18 protein-coding genes and 1 tRNA gene are annotated in these 15,506 nt (G+C 31.9%); 5 read left to right on the top strand and 14 right to left on the bottom strand.

The features are described 5' to 3' along the window. Positions 1-6: 6 nt before the first annotated feature. Together ACP5GV_RS03765 and ACP5GV_RS03760 are read right to left on the bottom strand one after the other, a co-directional pair. Positions 7-1,059 carry an AAA family ATPase gene (locus ACP5GV_RS03765; protein WP_428102351.1) on the bottom strand — a complete coding sequence of 351 codons (1,053 nt, stop codon included), beginning with the start codon at positions 1,057-1,059 and terminating at the stop codon, positions 7-9. Between the two features lie 200 nt (positions 1,060-1,259). Beyond that, positions 1,260-1,344 (bottom strand) — tRNA-Ser (locus ACP5GV_RS03760). A 183-nt stretch (positions 1,345-1,527) separates the two neighbouring features. On the opposite strand from ACP5GV_RS03760, the gene ACP5GV_RS03755 reads away from it, so the two are divergent. Continuing rightward, the gene (locus ACP5GV_RS03755; RefSeq protein WP_428069878.1) at positions 1,528-2,628 is read left to right on the top strand and encodes a DUF711 family protein; all 1,101 of its coding nucleotides are present in this window, start codon (positions 1,528-1,530) and stop codon (positions 2,626-2,628) included. Here ACP5GV_RS03755 and ACP5GV_RS03750 read toward each other — a convergent pair. Further along, a complete protein-coding gene (locus ACP5GV_RS03750; RefSeq protein ID WP_428102349.1) occupies positions 2,590-3,546 on the bottom strand; it encodes a homoserine kinase in 957 nt (318 codons plus the stop codon). The two genes, ACP5GV_RS03755 and ACP5GV_RS03750, sit on opposite strands and share 39 nt — an antisense overlap. 60 nt (positions 3,547-3,606) lie before the next feature. Continuing rightward, complete coding sequence (locus ACP5GV_RS03745; protein ID WP_428069874.1) at positions 3,607-5,319, bottom strand: DUF4910 domain-containing protein; 1,713 nt, start codon at positions 5,317-5,319, stop codon at positions 3,607-3,609. A gap of 97 nt (positions 5,320-5,416) precedes the next feature. Here ACP5GV_RS03745 and ACP5GV_RS03740 point away from each other — a divergent pair, with 97 nt between their 5' ends. Next, positions 5,417-6,757 (top strand): signal recognition particle protein Srp54, encoded by a 1,341-nt coding sequence (locus tag ACP5GV_RS03740; protein WP_428069872.1) that lies wholly within the window; start codon positions 5,417-5,419, stop codon positions 6,755-6,757. On the opposite strand, the gene albA is transcribed toward ACP5GV_RS03740, so the two are convergent. The 5 genes from albA to ACP5GV_RS03715 all read right to left on the bottom strand — a co-directional run bounded on the left by albA (position 6,754) and on the right by ACP5GV_RS03715 (position 10,021). Next, positions 6,754-7,056 (bottom strand): DNA/RNA-binding protein AlbA, encoded by a 303-nt coding sequence (gene albA, locus ACP5GV_RS03735; RefSeq protein WP_428069870.1) that lies wholly within the window; start codon positions 7,054-7,056, stop codon positions 6,754-6,756. The two genes, ACP5GV_RS03740 and albA, sit on opposite strands and share 4 nt — an antisense overlap. A 148-nt stretch (positions 7,057-7,204) precedes the next feature. Then, positions 7,205-7,813, bottom strand: coding sequence for a hypothetical protein (locus ACP5GV_RS03730; protein WP_428102347.1), 609 nt, complete (start codon positions 7,811-7,813; stop codon positions 7,205-7,207). After that, entirely contained in the window at positions 7,813-8,553 is a 741-nt protein-coding gene (locus tag ACP5GV_RS03725; RefSeq protein WP_428102345.1) for a hypothetical protein, read from the bottom strand. Before ACP5GV_RS03725 ends, ACP5GV_RS03730 begins: the two co-directional genes overlap by 1 nt. Positions 8,554-8,555: 2 nt before the next feature. Beyond that, positions 8,556-9,446: an ABC transporter ATP-binding protein gene (locus ACP5GV_RS03720; protein ID WP_428069866.1), complete on the bottom strand. Its 891-nt coding sequence runs from the start codon at positions 9,444-9,446 to the stop codon at positions 8,556-8,558. Positions 9,447-9,502: 56 nt separating this feature from the next. Beyond that, positions 9,503-10,021, bottom strand: coding sequence for a hypothetical protein (locus tag ACP5GV_RS03715; protein ID WP_428069864.1), 519 nt, complete (start codon positions 10,019-10,021; stop codon positions 9,503-9,505). 56 nt (positions 10,022-10,077) lie between these two features. Between ACP5GV_RS03715 and ACP5GV_RS03710 the strand changes: the two genes are divergently transcribed. Both ACP5GV_RS03710 and ACP5GV_RS03705 read left to right on the top strand, forming a co-directional pair. Then, entirely contained in the window at positions 10,078-10,854 is a 777-nt protein-coding gene (locus tag ACP5GV_RS03710) for an SDR family oxidoreductase (RefSeq protein ID WP_428102343.1), read from the top strand. Between the two features lie 244 nt (positions 10,855-11,098). Then, complete coding sequence (locus ACP5GV_RS03705; RefSeq protein WP_428069860.1) at positions 11,099-12,133, top strand: DUF1152 domain-containing protein; 1,035 nt, start codon at positions 11,099-11,101, stop codon at positions 12,131-12,133. Positions 12,134-12,135: 2 nt separating this feature from the next. On the opposite strand, the gene ACP5GV_RS03700 is transcribed toward ACP5GV_RS03705, so the two are convergent. Then, positions 12,136-12,489, bottom strand: a complete 354-nt coding sequence (locus ACP5GV_RS03700; protein ID WP_292319678.1) for a hypothetical protein — start codon at positions 12,487-12,489, stop codon at positions 12,136-12,138. Positions 12,490-12,652: 163 nt separating this feature from the next. On the opposite strand from ACP5GV_RS03700, the gene ACP5GV_RS03695 reads away from it, so the two are divergent. Next, entirely contained in the window at positions 12,653-12,823 is a 171-nt protein-coding gene (locus ACP5GV_RS03695; protein ID WP_292319677.1) for a ribbon-helix-helix protein, CopG family, read from the top strand. An 18-nt stretch (positions 12,824-12,841) separates the two neighbouring features. Here the strand turns inward: ACP5GV_RS03695 and ACP5GV_RS03690 are convergent, their stop codons facing one another. The 4 genes from ACP5GV_RS03690 to ACP5GV_RS03675 are packed head-to-tail and all read right to left on the bottom strand — an operon-like array spanning position 12,842 to position 15,382. After that, positions 12,842-13,750, bottom strand: coding sequence for a succinate dehydrogenase/fumarate reductase iron-sulfur subunit (locus ACP5GV_RS03690; protein WP_428069858.1), 909 nt, complete (start codon positions 13,748-13,750; stop codon positions 12,842-12,844). An 11-nt stretch (positions 13,751-13,761) separates the two neighbouring features. Beyond that, positions 13,762-14,115 (bottom strand): succinate:quinone oxidoreductase, encoded by a 354-nt coding sequence (locus tag ACP5GV_RS03685; protein WP_292319675.1) that lies wholly within the window; start codon positions 14,113-14,115, stop codon positions 13,762-13,764. Positions 14,116-14,120: 5 nt separating this feature from the next. Then, positions 14,121-14,621: a succinate dehydrogenase gene (locus ACP5GV_RS03680; protein ID WP_292319674.1), complete on the bottom strand. Its 501-nt coding sequence runs from the start codon at positions 14,619-14,621 to the stop codon at positions 14,121-14,123. Between the two features lie 11 nt (positions 14,622-14,632). Then, positions 14,633-15,382 (bottom strand): FAD-binding protein, encoded by a 750-nt coding sequence (locus ACP5GV_RS03675; RefSeq protein WP_428102381.1) that lies wholly within the window; start codon positions 15,380-15,382, stop codon positions 14,633-14,635. Positions 15,383-15,506 lie beyond the last annotated feature (124 nt).

The following is a 15,506-nucleotide window of genomic DNA, read 5'->3' as shown; positions in this document are numbered from 1 at the left end:
TATTGTTTATAATTTTGCTGCTGCCTTTTCATAAATTGAATCCAAGAATTTATATTCTGAAATTATGCTCATATTTTCAAGTTGGTATAAAATATTATGTAAAACGCTTGATGAAACTGTTGATCCATCCTTTCTTATAAGGCATTCATAAAGACTGCTCCAATTATTCGCTCCCTCTGATATGCATTTCAAAACATGTCTATATCTTTTAGCAGCTATTTCTGAAACTTTCTTTTTGTTTTCAATTAAATTAATGATTTCATTTAAAGCTATTTTAATGCTAATTTCTTTAACTTCTTCAAAGCTTTTACCTGATACCAAATAGTTTCCAGCTAAAGTTAACCAACCAGGAATCCCATCAAAGAAATCAACAACTTCTTCAATTATATTATCATTAATTTTCCTATTATATTCATTAAAACCCTTTTTTAAGAAATCTATGCTCTCATTTTTTGAAAATCTATTTACTTTTATTTCGTGATAATATCTACCATATAAAGGAGATTTTTCATTTTCTCTTCCAATAAAATCATAAAGTAATCCAACTTCAGATCCAGTTAAAACAAAAGTTAAGCGTCTATCATAGTCATAGGCGTGTGCTATTGATTCTTTAATTTCTTTTGATAGAGGTCCCCTTAGTTTTTGGGCTTCATCTATTGCTATTATAACCCTTTTTTCATTTAGATGATCGAAAAGATCCGATAAAGAGACGTATTTTCTCCCTTTCCATGAAAGCTCAACAGAAATTCCAAAAATCTCAACACCTCTAATTTTTTTTAATATATCTCCTAATTTATCAATGGAAGATGAAAGAGATTCTGAAATAAGCATATACAGATCTTTCAATCCATAGTTTTGCTTTAGTTTTCTAGCATCAATTAATATGAAAGGAACTCTAGTTTCATTTAAAGTAACAAGGAGAAGGGAAGTTTTCCCAATTCTTCTAACTCCAGTAAGAAGGACTAGCGGTCTATGTAAATTTGAAATGGTTTCATTAAGTTCTTTTTCTCTATCAAATAAATCTTTCTTCTCTGTCTTTGGTCTTTCATCAAATAACAATTTCTGCCCCAGAATATATATTCTGCCCCAGAAGTTATAAAATTATGCTTGATTACAATGCATGCTATTATATCAAAAATTCTAATATATGTTTGACATAATAAATTAAATAAATTAAAAATATTTAATAAACTAGATCAAAATAGGTCATTATGAAACTATTTATTCTCTTCTTGATTTCTATAGCTAATAATTTGAAGCGCCGCGGGCGGGATTTGAACCCGCGCGGGGAGTAACCCCATCGGCTTAGCAGGCCGACGCCCTACCGGGCTGGGCGACCGCGGCACGATAATATATTCTCATTCATTGCCCAATTTTTGGGCTCAATGTTTTATGCCACTCATTTTCTCTGAGTTGGCACATTATAGTAATTGATACATAAGGGTTTTTAAGGTTTTCAACAAATATTAATACAATGTTTCTATAAAGATTTAAGTCTAAATTCAATCAGATAAAATGGTGAATATTATGTATGAGGTAAGAACGCTAACAATACATTATGGTAAGCCTTTGCCTAGTGATATAGAGAGTGCTAAGCAAGAGATAGAAAAATTTTTAAGTAATTTCTCAGATGCTGTAGACGAATATAAAAGTAATTATAAAATTAAGCCTACTTATCTTAGAATATCATTTCCAAATCCTCCATTTTTAGATGACTTAGACAGTTTTTCAAAAGAGATAGAATTTTTAACAGAAAAGTATTCAATAAATTTGGGTCAAATAGACTCAAATTATAATAAACTAAGTGAGGCTATAATAACAATTGCAACAAATAAAATGTTTTCATCAATAATTATGGAAGGTAGTGGCTGGGAAGAGGCTTTGAAGATATCAAAATCTTTACACGAACTAGCATCTAATAATCCTGAATTGGGTGCAAACATAGGTGTTAATACTTTGAATGAAAAATATTTTATAACGCCTTATTATCCGCTAGCATCTGCAGTACCAGGTAAAGTTATGATTTCAGCAGCGTTAACTTATCCTAATTATTTAAAGGATTCTTATACTAAAAACGGTTATAATGGTATGATATCATCTGTTATAGAAGCTGGAAAATTAGCTCAAGACATGGCTATCTATATAGCAAACAAACTAAACATAGAATATGCAGGTGTAGACCTTAGCGTTTCTCCATGGATGGAAGAATCTAGTTTAGGTCTAATTGAACAAGTTTCAGGTGTAAGATTACCTAAGTCAGGATTTGCGTATGGTTTAAGGAAAGTTAACGAGGCCCTATTCCAAGCTTCAAAAAATTTAAAGACAGTTGGGTTTAATGAAGTCATGTTACCTATTGCAGAGGATTCAAAATTAAAGGCTAGGGCAAGTGAAGGAGATTTAACGGCAAGGCATCTGGCTATGTTGAGCGGAGTTTGTTTGGCAGGATTAGATTTGGCTGTTGTACCATATGATATTAATGGTGTTGCAGGTTTACTGCTTGATGTATCAGCTTATGCTAGGACTAAATCTAAAACATTAGGTGTAAGGATTATACCAGTTGAGAGTGTAGAGCCGGGGGATAAAGTAGATTTAGGTAGATTTGGGGAGACTCCCGTCATCTCCATATAAAATGCTTGCAGGCGGTGCAGGATTAACTATTTTTGCTTCCGCACTTATACCGCATTCTTTATATGTGCTTAATCCTATTTGTAACAATTCTTCTGAATTTTTATCAAAAAGTACTATTATTGATGGGCCCGCACCACTTATTGCTACACCATATGCTCCATTGCTTATTAGTTTTTCCTTTATTTCATTAAAGCATGGTATAGCCTTTGATCTAGAGCCTGTTACTATAGTATCAATCATAGCTTTTCCAGCTGCTTTAAGATCACCTTTTAATAAAGAAGAAATTAAAATACCGAGCTTCACAGAATCTTGTACATGATCTTTAAACTCAACGTATTTTGGCAATAAAGATCTCATGTATTGTGTTTTGTTATTTAAATAAAAATCAGTTGGTCTAAATATAATAAAGTTGGCCTTTATTTCAAAACTATAAGCATATATCTCGTTATCAATTTTTCCAACTACCGCTAAATTGCCGAGTAATGATGCTGCAACATTATCATAATGTGGAACGCCAGCAGACACTATTTCCCCATAGCCAGCATATTTTATTAATTGCTCCTTGCTTAAATTTAAGTCTAATACATTTGATAATGCAAAAACACTAGCAGCAGCGCTAGCACCACTTCCTCCTAAACCTGAAGATACAGGTATGCCCTTGAAAATCTTTATGAGAATATCATAATTATTAATGCCTAGATCTTTCATCATATATTTAATTGCATAGACGGCGCTGTTATTTTCATTTACATTTGAAGAAAAAGGCCCCTCTATTTTTTCTATTTTAACATCCCCCTTTCCTCTCTTGGCTGATATAGTAACTATATCATAGTAGGCATCGTGAGCTAGTGAAACCACATCGAAACCTGAGCCTAAATTTGCAGAACTAGAATAAGCCTTTACCCACACTTCTTCCATTTCAATCGCCTTTAGATGAAAAGCTTATACTTTAAAAATAAAAATTTTTCCTATGATGTTTTAATAACTGATAATTTTGGAATCAGACAAAATATCAAATAAATTTATTAAATCATCATTGTTAACGTATTTCTTACCATATTCTGCTAATAAGAGTAAATAAACTTCTTTTAATGGCCTATCCTTTGATAAGAAGAATGCCTCTCTAAAATAAACAGTAGTCCCTATGGGATTTTTATTTATTATATCAGCTGCTTTTAGTGCTAAATCAATATTGTGTTTTGCTATAGTCCTTAGCCCCTCAATCATAGGTGGTTTATTCTTTATTATATTATCCCCCTTTGCTTCTATGTTAATATCTATATTATTATTTTGTAAATTAAATAATTCTGGCAAAAGTTTTAATGCTAATTTTGCTGATTCTATATCATCGTTTGATAAATGGTTAAGTAAAATTTGATTCAATAAATCGTTATAGAATGTAGACGTGTCTACATCAATTTTTGCCAAAACGTAGGAACTTAAAGAAGCTATAGATGATGATAATTTGAGCATTTCTCTTGATATCCTATTTAAATCATCTAAATCAGTATGGTATGCATAATCTGGCCATTGATTTAACATAACTGATGGTATTCCATATGCTATTGCAACGTCATGATCACTACCGCCATCGTATGGAGTCAATACCAGTCCATTAAAATTAAGTTTTTTAGAGATTAATTTAGCTGAGTAATACATTGAAGCACTTGACTTGGAGATATTGCTGATGCTATTACTTATAACTTTTAGGGGACCATCTTTATCACTAGGATAAACACCTACCATATCTAAGTTTATTGCTTCAGTAACTAAATTAGAAAGCCAAGAACCAAACACAACAGAGCTTCCAGTATATTCTGGGAACCATATAAACCTAATGGTTTCATTAGGAGGATTCAGTTCGTTTTTTTGTATCATTTCACTTAGGACAAGGGCCGTTTCTATCAATGATGCTGTACCGCTTCCATTATCATTTGCCCCTGGGCTAGGATGGCACATATGGGCCATAAGAATTGGTCCCTTTGAATTCTTATCACCGATCCATGCTAAAACGTATGGAAAGCCTGGATCTTTTTTTATATCAGCATCAAGATATAAAGATATTTCCTTGTTCTCAATACCATTAACTAAGTAGTTGGGTATAGATACTGCAGGTATTGTGAATTTATTCGCTTCTTCCCTACTCAAAAATAATGATTTATATGGAACAGCGTTTGGAGGAGAATTTTTAGAATACAATAATACACCTAAAGCATTATTCTCATATGCTAGTCTATAAACTATATAAGATATTCCATCAGATACGACAAATTTTCCTTTAGCGTTTTTATATTCGTTTGGGTCATTCCAGTTGTTGATTACAACAGCTTTTCCAACAATTTTCCCATCAGAGGGAGGACTATGAGCAACGGGAAGTGTTGGATGTTGTTTACTGTTTAATTCTACATCACCTATTTTGACCCAAGTGAATCTGTGGATCCATCCTGTTGGGGCACCAATCCAATCAGGTACAGAAGTACCTCCAAATTTTAACATTTCAACATTTAAATTTTCAGAAGAGTTTTCAATAAGAGTTTTTTCTATATATTTTGCGGCTTCTAATATTTCAATTCCTCCTTGTATTCTATTAAACTTTGTGTAAGAAGATAAAATTCTATAAACTCTATAATCGTTGGTATATTTTAGAATTTTGTTATATATGTTTCCCATGACTTCAATTTCTTTTATCATAATTCTTCCCAATAGTTTGTTAACAACAAAAGAAATTAAGTTTTTGTAAATTATGAGCTTTTTAAGTCTGAAGATATATTAATAATAGGGTTAGCTGTTGGTACTAGATGGCCTAAGAAACGCAGTTACGAAATTTTTGAAAGGAGGCAGTACATATAAAGACTCTGTCGATGAGTTTATTAGAGATCTTCAAAGAGAATTGATAAAATCAGATGTTAACCTAAAGGTAGTGAAAGAATTAAGCGAAAATATTAGGAAAAAAGCACTAGAAGAAGAACCCCCTTCAGGAATAAGTAGAAAAGAATGGTTTATTAAAGTAGTTTATGATCAGCTAAGCGAACTTTTTGGAGGAGATTTAGATATAGATGTCGAGCCTAAGAAAACCCCATGGATAATATTATTAGTCGGAGTTCAAGGATCTGGAAAAACAACTACAGCAGGTAAGTTGGCATATTATTATACTAAGAAAGGTTACAAAGTTGGTTTAGTTGCTGCAGATACATATAGGCCAGGTGCTTTTGAGCAATTAAAAACCCTTGCAAGTATGAGTAGTTCAATGTTTTATGGAGATCCAGGTAATAAAAACGCCGAAGAGATATCAATTAAGGGTGTCGAAGAGCTCAAATCAAAAAACGCCGAAATTATAATAATAGATACAGCAGGTAGGCATGGATATGGTAATGAAAAAAGCCTCTTAGATGAAATGAAAAATATATCTAATAAAGTTAAACCTGATGAAGTTATATTGGTTTTAGATGCGGCAATAGGCCAAAAAGCCTATGATTTAGCTAAACAATTTCATGATACTACTCCTGTTGGTTCACTTATTGTTACTAAGCTTGATGGAACAGCTAAAGGTGGTGGAGTGTTATCAGCAATAGCAGCTACTGGGGCTAGAGTTAAATTTATTGGAACAGGTGAGAAAATAGAGGAACTAGAGGTTTTTAAACCAACAAAATTCGTTTCAAGGCTTCTTGGTTTAGGGGATATAGACACCCTCTTAGAAAAAATCAAAAGTGCTCAAGAAAGCATTAATATAGAAAAAATACAAGAAGATTTTGCTAAAGGAAAAATCAATATGAGAACACTATACGCTCAAATAAAGAGTTTAAGAAAAATGGGACCGTTTAGTAAAATATTGCAAATGTTACCAACAAGTTCATTACCTATGCAGATAAAAGATGATCAATTAAAGGTGGGAGAAGAAAAAATGACAAAATGGATCCATATTATAGAAAGTATGACTTATGAAGAACTCGATAATCCAGAATTAATTGATAGAAAAAGAATGAAAAGAATAGCATTGGGAAGTGGTACAACAATTGAAGATGTTAAGGATTTGCTTAATTATTATAAGAACTTAAAAACTATAATGAAGAGGATTAGAAGAGATAGAGGTATATTAAGGAAGCTGGGAATAGAAAACGTTGAAGATTAAATCATAGGAGCATTTTTACCTTTATTTATAGTTATTTCGATCGAAGAGACTTTCTTAACGTTTCCCTTATCATCAGTTACTTCTTCTTCGAATATGTTTAGATCCTTTAAAATTAAATCCTTATAATACATGTTTCTAAGGTATTCGACCATATCAACTGCTTTACATATGTTTGAACCTCTTGCTCTAATTTTTATTTCATCAATATTATCGTAATTAAAAAACTTAATAGCAATTAGTGCATAGTTCATTAATGGCTTTTTACCAATATATATTGTGTTTTGTTGCCTTTCAGCCAACTTTATCACCTCAATTAAATAATAATGAAAAATATTAAAAAGTATTTGTTTCTAAATTTCAAGATATAAATTAAAATATAGGTTATAATATATCAATAAAAGTATTAAAATTTACTAAAAATTATTTAAAAATTGATGTTTTATAATGTTATCTTTTTCTTGTTATAATTTCAATTATGACTGAAACTATAGCTAAGGCTAATCCTAATTCTAATCCATTAATCAATGAAATATGACCATAACCTGTAACTTTAAAACTTTCAGTTATTAAAACTGTAGATGAATTTGGGAATGCTAGAACTACTATGCTTTCTTCAGGGTTTAGACTTTTTTTAACTACATAGCTATTTCCTATCTTTTGGGCATTTTTAACTGATCCCTGAAATGCTTGTTCTGCAGTAATTGGGTTGCCTTGTAGTCCTGTAACCAAATAATAAACTCCTGTTTGAAAATCATCATGAGAAATAGTATTAACAGTTTTTAATCCTAAACCTCCTGCTTCCCCTAATAAAGTAAGAGGATTCCCAGTTAAATTTAAATAAAGTGCTTGCGAGACCCCAGTTATGTTTATTTGAGCTATACCTGAGCCTGTTGGAAGCACTGCAGCAAGTATTGCAGGCGTTGATTGCGAATTATACCCTATACTCCATGAAGAAGATGTTTTTACACCATATTGTGTCGCAAATGCAGAGGCTATAATTAATGCTATACCAATTCCAAATAAAATTCTGGGTAAAAGTTTTTTAAACCAAAACATTACACCTCAAACCTCCTTGTAAAATATATAACGTATGTTATAAAGAGAGCAATAAATATAACTGGTACAACGAAAATTTCCCAAGTTGGTGTTCTAATACCATTTAATATATCATAAACAGGATTATATAATCCCATAGAATTTGATATATTCGTTAAGATCTTAATATTATCTATTGATCCAACAAGGGCTAATATAAGGCTTGTTGCTGTATAACCAAAATACCCGGTTATGCTTACCACAGCAGCTGTACCTGCGCTTTTACTTTTATTGGAAGCTAAAATAAATATAGATCCATAGAGTTGGGCCTGAATCAAATATGCAACCCACATAATTAAAAATTCACTTATGTTTTTGCCTACAACAGGATATAGCATAATACCTGCTACTATAGCGGGGATTCCCAATAATATTATGGAAGGTAGCAAAACACGGGTCAAGTAAATTATTAATGATATATTTCTCCTGGATATCGGGTAAGTCAAATACAAAGGCATAACCCCTGTCTGAACTAAGTTAACAAGATCGGATGATGCTCTTAAAGCTAAGTAAAGTGATGTAACAAATAAAACTGCTCCTAATACAGCATTACTTACTGCTGGTGGTGTTGTAACTGGTTCAAGTACAGACAATATGCCGCTTAGCGTTGCAACTAATATAAGCATTATATCAAAGCTAGGAGGTCTCAATGAATCCCAAAGATCAATTAAAGCAAGTTCCCAAGATTTTTTCAATGACATTGTTATCCCTCCAGAATCTCTTCTATTCCTGGCTCTATCAATTCAATTCCATATATTTGCTGTCCTTTCTTTACTATTTCTGAAATTAGATTTAATAACTTAGATGTCTTTTCGGAATCTTCAGTCTTAACATATATATTACCTCCTTCAATATTTAATGAAAATCCATTTTTTTCTAGGAAGTCTTTTATTGCGAATGGATCTTTACACCTAATTCTGGAAATAGAAATATTTTTAACAATATCATCAGGTTCGCCTACCTTTAATATTTTACCTGATTTCATTATGGTTATCTTTGATGAGACTCTTAATACTTCTGGCAATACATGGCTAGATATAATTATTGTGAGATCTCTTTCTTTATTTATTTTAAGAAATAGATCTAATATCTTATTTCTTTCCACAGGATCTAAGTTGCTTGTAGGCTCATCCGCTATTATTATTTCGGGCTCAGCTATTAATGCATGTGCTATAGCCGCTCTTTGTCTCTGACCTGCACTTAATTGAGAGAAAGCTTTGTTTTCACTACCCTTCAATCCTACTAAATCTATAACTTCTTTTATAGTATTAAAGTCTTTATTATATATTTTTGAAACATGAGATAAAAATTCTATTATAGGCATACTAACAGGTAATGACGGCCTTTCAAATATAACGCCAATCTTTTCTCTCGCCGAGGGGTCATAAAATGGATCTTTATTAAAAATTAAAACAGTACCTCTATCTTTTCTTAACAACCCCAAAGATACTTTTATTAGGGTTGATTTGCCTGCTCCATTAGGGCCTACAATAGCCATTATTTCTCCTTTTTTTACTTTTAATGAAACATCATTTAATGCGGTTATTTTTCCATATCTTTTTGTTACGTTTTCAAGTACAATTAGATCTTCCATATTATTCCCCTGCTTTAATTGTCTATTGAAAAATATATATTTTGATAATATATAATTTAGAAACATTTTTCTTTAATTTCGAAAACTAAGCTTTCATAGCCAGATATTTTTGTACCTTTTGAAACTAATAAAAACGCATAATTGTTCTCAAATTCATAGTTTCCTGGAGAATCAATTTTTACAAATTTTCCGCATTTTGGAAGAATCCAAGTAACTATATAATCATATTTTGCCGTTGTTTCTTCATAGATATTTTCATATGTATTTTTCCCAATTATTAGATTAATCGGCATTTCTATGTAAAAATTTACATATGATATTTTTGGTATCTTAAATCCTATTTTAGCATATTTAACAACTGGAAAAACGTAATTTCCATTTATTATAGTTTTCTCTCCGTTGATTTGTTTTTGCATTTCTGTTTTTAATTTTTCTTCTTCATTCTTTTTTTGCGTTTCTTTTCTGACCAAGTTATAATATTCTTTATTCTCATCGAAATAGTCAAATGTTATTACATAACTTATATAATTTTTTGTTACATTAATTGTACCAATTCCATAAATAGGTATTGCCATTATTGAAACCTCTATATATTTTAATTTTTTTATACCTCTATTCTATGGTGATAATTATGAATAATAAATGTAACGCACTTATAACAGCTTCTACTAAAGGCATAGGATATCAAGCTGCTCTTTCATTAGCAGAAAAAGGGTGCAACTTGGTTATAAGTTCAAGGAATAAAGATAATATAGATAAGGCTAAAGAAGAATTAAAAAAGAAGAGAGTTAAGGTCTACGGCGTAAAAGGTGATTTATCTAATAAGGCTGATATAGATAGAATATTTGCTTATGCCATCAAAAAATTAGGGAGTATTGATGTAGTGGTTATGAATTATGGAAATCCAAAATGCGAGCCATGTAATATAATAGATGCTACATATAGTGATTGGGTTTATTCTTTTAATATGTATCTATACTCTACTGCGGAAGCAATGAATTTTTCTTATAAATATAATAAGAAAAAAGCAAATTTTATCATTATTTCTAGTTTTTCAATATATTTTCCTATGGAATCAACAAGTTTATCCGATATCATTAGAATTGGTTTGCTTCCTTTAATAAAAACATATTCTAGACTTTATCCAGATAAGATAAGAGCGAATGCATTACTATTAGGAAGTTTTCGAACAGATGGTTCTGAAAGTTTAATTAGAAAATTGGCTAAAAAAATGAATGTTAATGAAGAGGAATTTTGGAATAGATACGTTAAAGAATTATCTCCATTAAAAAGACTTGGTAGATTTGACGAACTAAAAGATATAATTTCTTTTTTGGCTTTTTCTCCTGAATATTTAACAGGTTCAGTAATATTATTTGATGGAGGTACTCTTAATTGTGTAATTTAATTTCATTTTAAAGAAAATTATAATATTATTGGATGAGCAATTTTACTATTGAAGTTTTAAATTATAACTTTTCATATAGATTTTCCCATATAGAAAAATACATATTTGAATTGATTTATACCCAAAGTATACATATAAGAAAATTAAATCGTTAAATTAAAGTTTAATCTTAATTATTAAGGCATGTATTTTCAAAAACGCTAAATTAAAATATTCTCATCGTATAATTAAATTGGTGTGAAAATTGAAATATAAAAGCTTAGAGTCATTAGTTAAAAACAAAAATGTTTTTATTTTTGGAGCAGGGGGCGGGGGAGATATCGTTGGTGCCTATCATGTTTCTAACAAGGTAAAAAAAGCTGGCGGTAATACAATTGTAGGAAGCGTTGTATGGGAAAGGTTTGCTGTGGACCCATATCCTGGTCCAATACCCTTGGAAATGATGGTTAATGTTGAACCTATAGGATACTCTACAGCAATTGTTAGTTCAGATTCTTATGCTTTAAGATATGGAATGGAAGTTGAACCACAAATTACTAAGTTTGTAAAAACCGTTGGTGAAAAAGCCATTTTTATTGATTTAACTAAAGGTACAGAAGGGGTAATTAGAGGAATAAATGATATAGCAGAAAATTATAATATAGATGTTGTTATAGGGGTTGATGTTGGCGGAGACATATTAAGCCTTGGATGTGAAGAAAATTTATGGAGTCCATTAGCAGATTCTATATCATTAAGCGCTTTGTATCATATAAATTTCGATAAGGCACTAGCTGTATATGGTCCAGGAGGAGATGGAGAACTAGATACAAATACGATTTTAAAATATGTAAGTGATATTAGCAAGCAAAAGGGTTTAATAGAAATAATGGGTATGAGTTATGAAGATTCGGAATTATTGGAAAATTTAATTAAAAATGTTTACACAGAAGCTTCCCTAATTCCTTTATTATCTTTTAAAGGTGAATATGGAAACAAAATGATAAGAAATAATACAAGAGTTGTTAAATTGTCTCCAATTCTTTCAACATCTTATTTATTAGATGTTGATATAGTATACAACAGAAGTGAATTGCCAAAACTAGTTAATGGAACAGGAGGAATTGGTCAAGCTAACCAGGCTCTAAATGATCGTTGCTTATATACGGAATTGGATTTAGAAAACGATTTAATGAAATTGAGAGGTGGACAATCTAAGGAACCATTTGACTTAAACGAAATAAGACAGCAAGGTATTAGCAATTTAATTAAGAGGAATTGTAACCCTATAAAATGTTAAATTTATGCTTCTTGCTCTTCACTTTGCTGTATAACTTTTCTTTTGGTTTTATATTCTGTCAACAAATCTTCGAGACTATCTATTCTCTGTATAAGATAATCCATAGTTTCTTCAATTTGCCTATATTTACCTTCGAGTAATGTCATTTTAACTCTTACATCTTTTTCGACTTTATCTAGTCTGTTGGATATATTGGCTATTATTATGTTGTCCTCATTCTTATTTGAAAAACCTCCCTGTAATCCAGTTTTTATATATAGCTTTATTAGATCAGTTATTTGAATTCCTATTTCATCTGATTTGTTTTTAAGTTCGCTATACATTTGGTCACTTATAGACAGATGTACAGTAGGCAACTTCTGTCTCCTCCTATTAAGAGTAGTACTGAGAGAGGCCTAATATATTCTTCTGCTGTCTGTATTTTTATTGTAAGAGAACTCTTGATAAATGTAGTGCGCATTAAATAAAAGTCTTGCTTGCATAATACCAGATGGGTGTTACTGAATAGGTGAGTGATTAATGAAAGTAGTTTCGTTCAAACTTGAAGATGATTTGCTTGAAATACTAGAGGAATATTCAAAGAAGAGGAATGTAACCAAAAGCGAAATAATAAGAAGGGCGCTTCAGAATTACATAATGGCAGATAAAGACAAACCTTTTGTGACTAAAAGAATAAAAATTTATACATAAAAAATAAAAAAATTAAAATTATTCTTTGGGTAATTTTATTACTACAGGTTCTTTCTCAAATTGCTTTAAGTCAACTCCTGGTAAGGTTGTAGCTTCTGGTGGTAGTGGAACTCTTTCTCCCTTTTCTGGTGGAGCTGATAGAACTTCGGAAGATTTTTTCTTAAAGAATCCAAGTCTATATTTAAACAGTTTGCTACGCAATCCTTGGATAGCACCTGCTGGATCAACAGCTTTTGGACAAACTGCACTGCATGTGGCAGCAAAGTGACATCTGTGACAACCGTGTTCGCTATCTACTATAGCAAATCTCTCTTTATGTCCTTCATCCCTTACGTCATTTATAAATCTGAAAGTGTACATAAGCGCTTGAGGTCCTAGATATTCTGGATCTGCAGCCACAACTGGACATGAAGAATAACAAAGGCCACAGAAGATACAATTACTGAACTGTAATATATCAATAAACTCCTCTGGATTCATCTTTAGATGTCCTTTGGGATTTTCTTGCTCCTCAGTGTCTTTTCTTATTAAATATGGCTTAACGCTTCTATGTTTATTGAAGAAGTCTGAAAATTCAGTCATGAGATCTTTAACTACTGGGAAGTTTGGCAGCGGTTCAACAGTAACAACAGGTCTTGCATTACTTGTAACTTGTGAAACCTGGGTTTGACATGCTAGCATTGGAGTGCCATTTATATTAACTCCACAGCTCCCGCATAACCCCATTCTGCAGCTATATCTTACTGCAAGTGTGTGATCTGCATTTTCCTTTATATCTAATAGAACATCTAGCATTGTCATTCCTTTATGTGTTTCAACTTTATATTCTTGCCACCATATCTTTTTTGTTTCTGGGTTATATCTTCTAACTCTTACCGTTATAACTTTAGGAGGTAATTTTGTTGCAGCCTCAATATCTAATGCCATTATATCTCACCTCAATATGCAGGCAATTTAACTATTGTAAGTGCTGCTATTGCTGCAAATACTATGAAAACTAACCAGAACAGCACGTTTATAATAGTATTATATGTTTTTCCTTGATGCAATTCAAATAACATGCCTCTCACTCCATTTAATCCATGAAATAGAGCAACCCAAGCTAAAAGTAATAGAGCCCATCCAGCTTCTTTGTATTGATTATAAACGAAGGCACTTGTTAAAGTCTGGTCAAATGTAGATACATTGAATAGCCATGGAACTCTTTGCAGTAGATGATAACCTAACAAAAATATAAGAAGTATGGCAGTTATATATTGCCAAATTTGTATATTAGATGCTTTATTCTCCATTTCTATCACCCAAATATCAAAAATGCTGAAAATGCCCATAAAACTAGGGCAACAACAAATTCAATATAAAGCCAAGTCCTTTGGGGAGCATTAAGTGTAGGAGCTTCATATGGTGGTTTTGGCTCAACTGGTTTTCCAATGCCTAGTCCAAAGAATTCTGTTAATAAAAGCCTAAATCCATTTAATGCATGGAAAAGAACGGCTCCTGCAACAATCCATTCCCCTAGTCTTGCCCACCAAGCACTTTCAATACCCATTATATAAGTCCATGCGGCCCAACCTGATAGACCATTAATTGGAGCGTACTGGCTCCATACAGGTGAATCTGTTTCCAAAATGTGAGCAAGCAAAAATGCTATTATTATGAAACCTGTTACTCTATGCAATACAAAAGCTACTCTCTCTGGGTTATTTTTAGCACGAATTAGCCAAGGATTTAAGCTAGCTTTCCAAAAACCTTGTCTGTTCTCCATTTCCAAACTCCTAAATTTTTCATCATCTGACATAATAACACCCCCTAATATTTCCTTTCTACAGGTTTCCACGTATTAATTGTTACAGGCGAATATAATATTGAAAGATCATCAGTTCCATTTCTTATTACTATGGTATGCTTTAACCAATTTTCATCGTCTCTCTTAGGATAGTCGGTCCTAAAGTGTGCACCCCTGCTCTCAGTTCTATTAAGTGCTGCCTTAGCTACCATGAATGCATTATCTAATAAATTCATGGTTTCAAGCGCAGCAACTAAGTCTGTGTTATAAACATATCCTTTATCTTCAATATATGAATTATTTATAAACATTTTTCTTAATTCCAATATTTTTGATAATCCTTCAGACATGCCTTTACTATCCCTAAAAACGTAGAAATTTGACATCATTGTTTTTTGTATTTCATGTTTAATTTTATATGAAGGCTCTCCGCTTTCTCTTTTAAGCAATCCCCAAACCCAATCCTCTTCAGCTTTAGTCCTCTTAGGTTCTGGTCCATCGGGGAAATCAGAGCTTAAAGCATATTGAGCAGCAAGCTCTCCAGTAATTCTACCGCTTGTTAAGCACTCAGCAGTACTATTACTTCCCAACCTATTAGCTCCATGTATTGATGCGGCGCTTGCCTCACCTGCAGTAAACAATCCTTTAATCCACTTACCATTTTCATCTAAAACCCTATAATATGGATCAGCATTAATACCTCCCATATGATAGTGAGCTGCAGGAAATACAGGTATTGGTTCTTCTACAGGATCTATACCATCATATCTTATCGCTATTTCTCTAATTGATGGTAATTTATCATTTATTTTCTCTTCACCTAAATGGTTTTGTAGTAATTATAGTATAGGTTGTTAATTCTCCGTCTTTTGGTAGTTCAATCCACTCAACATTACT

This window comes from Caldisphaera sp. (assembly GCF_049974385.1).
In the GTDB taxonomy this organism is placed as follows: Archaea; Thermoproteota; Thermoprotei_A; order Sulfolobales; family Acidilobaceae; genus Caldisphaera.
Note: the sequence above shows the minus strand (reverse complement) of the source record. Positions and strands in the feature narration are given on the sequence as shown.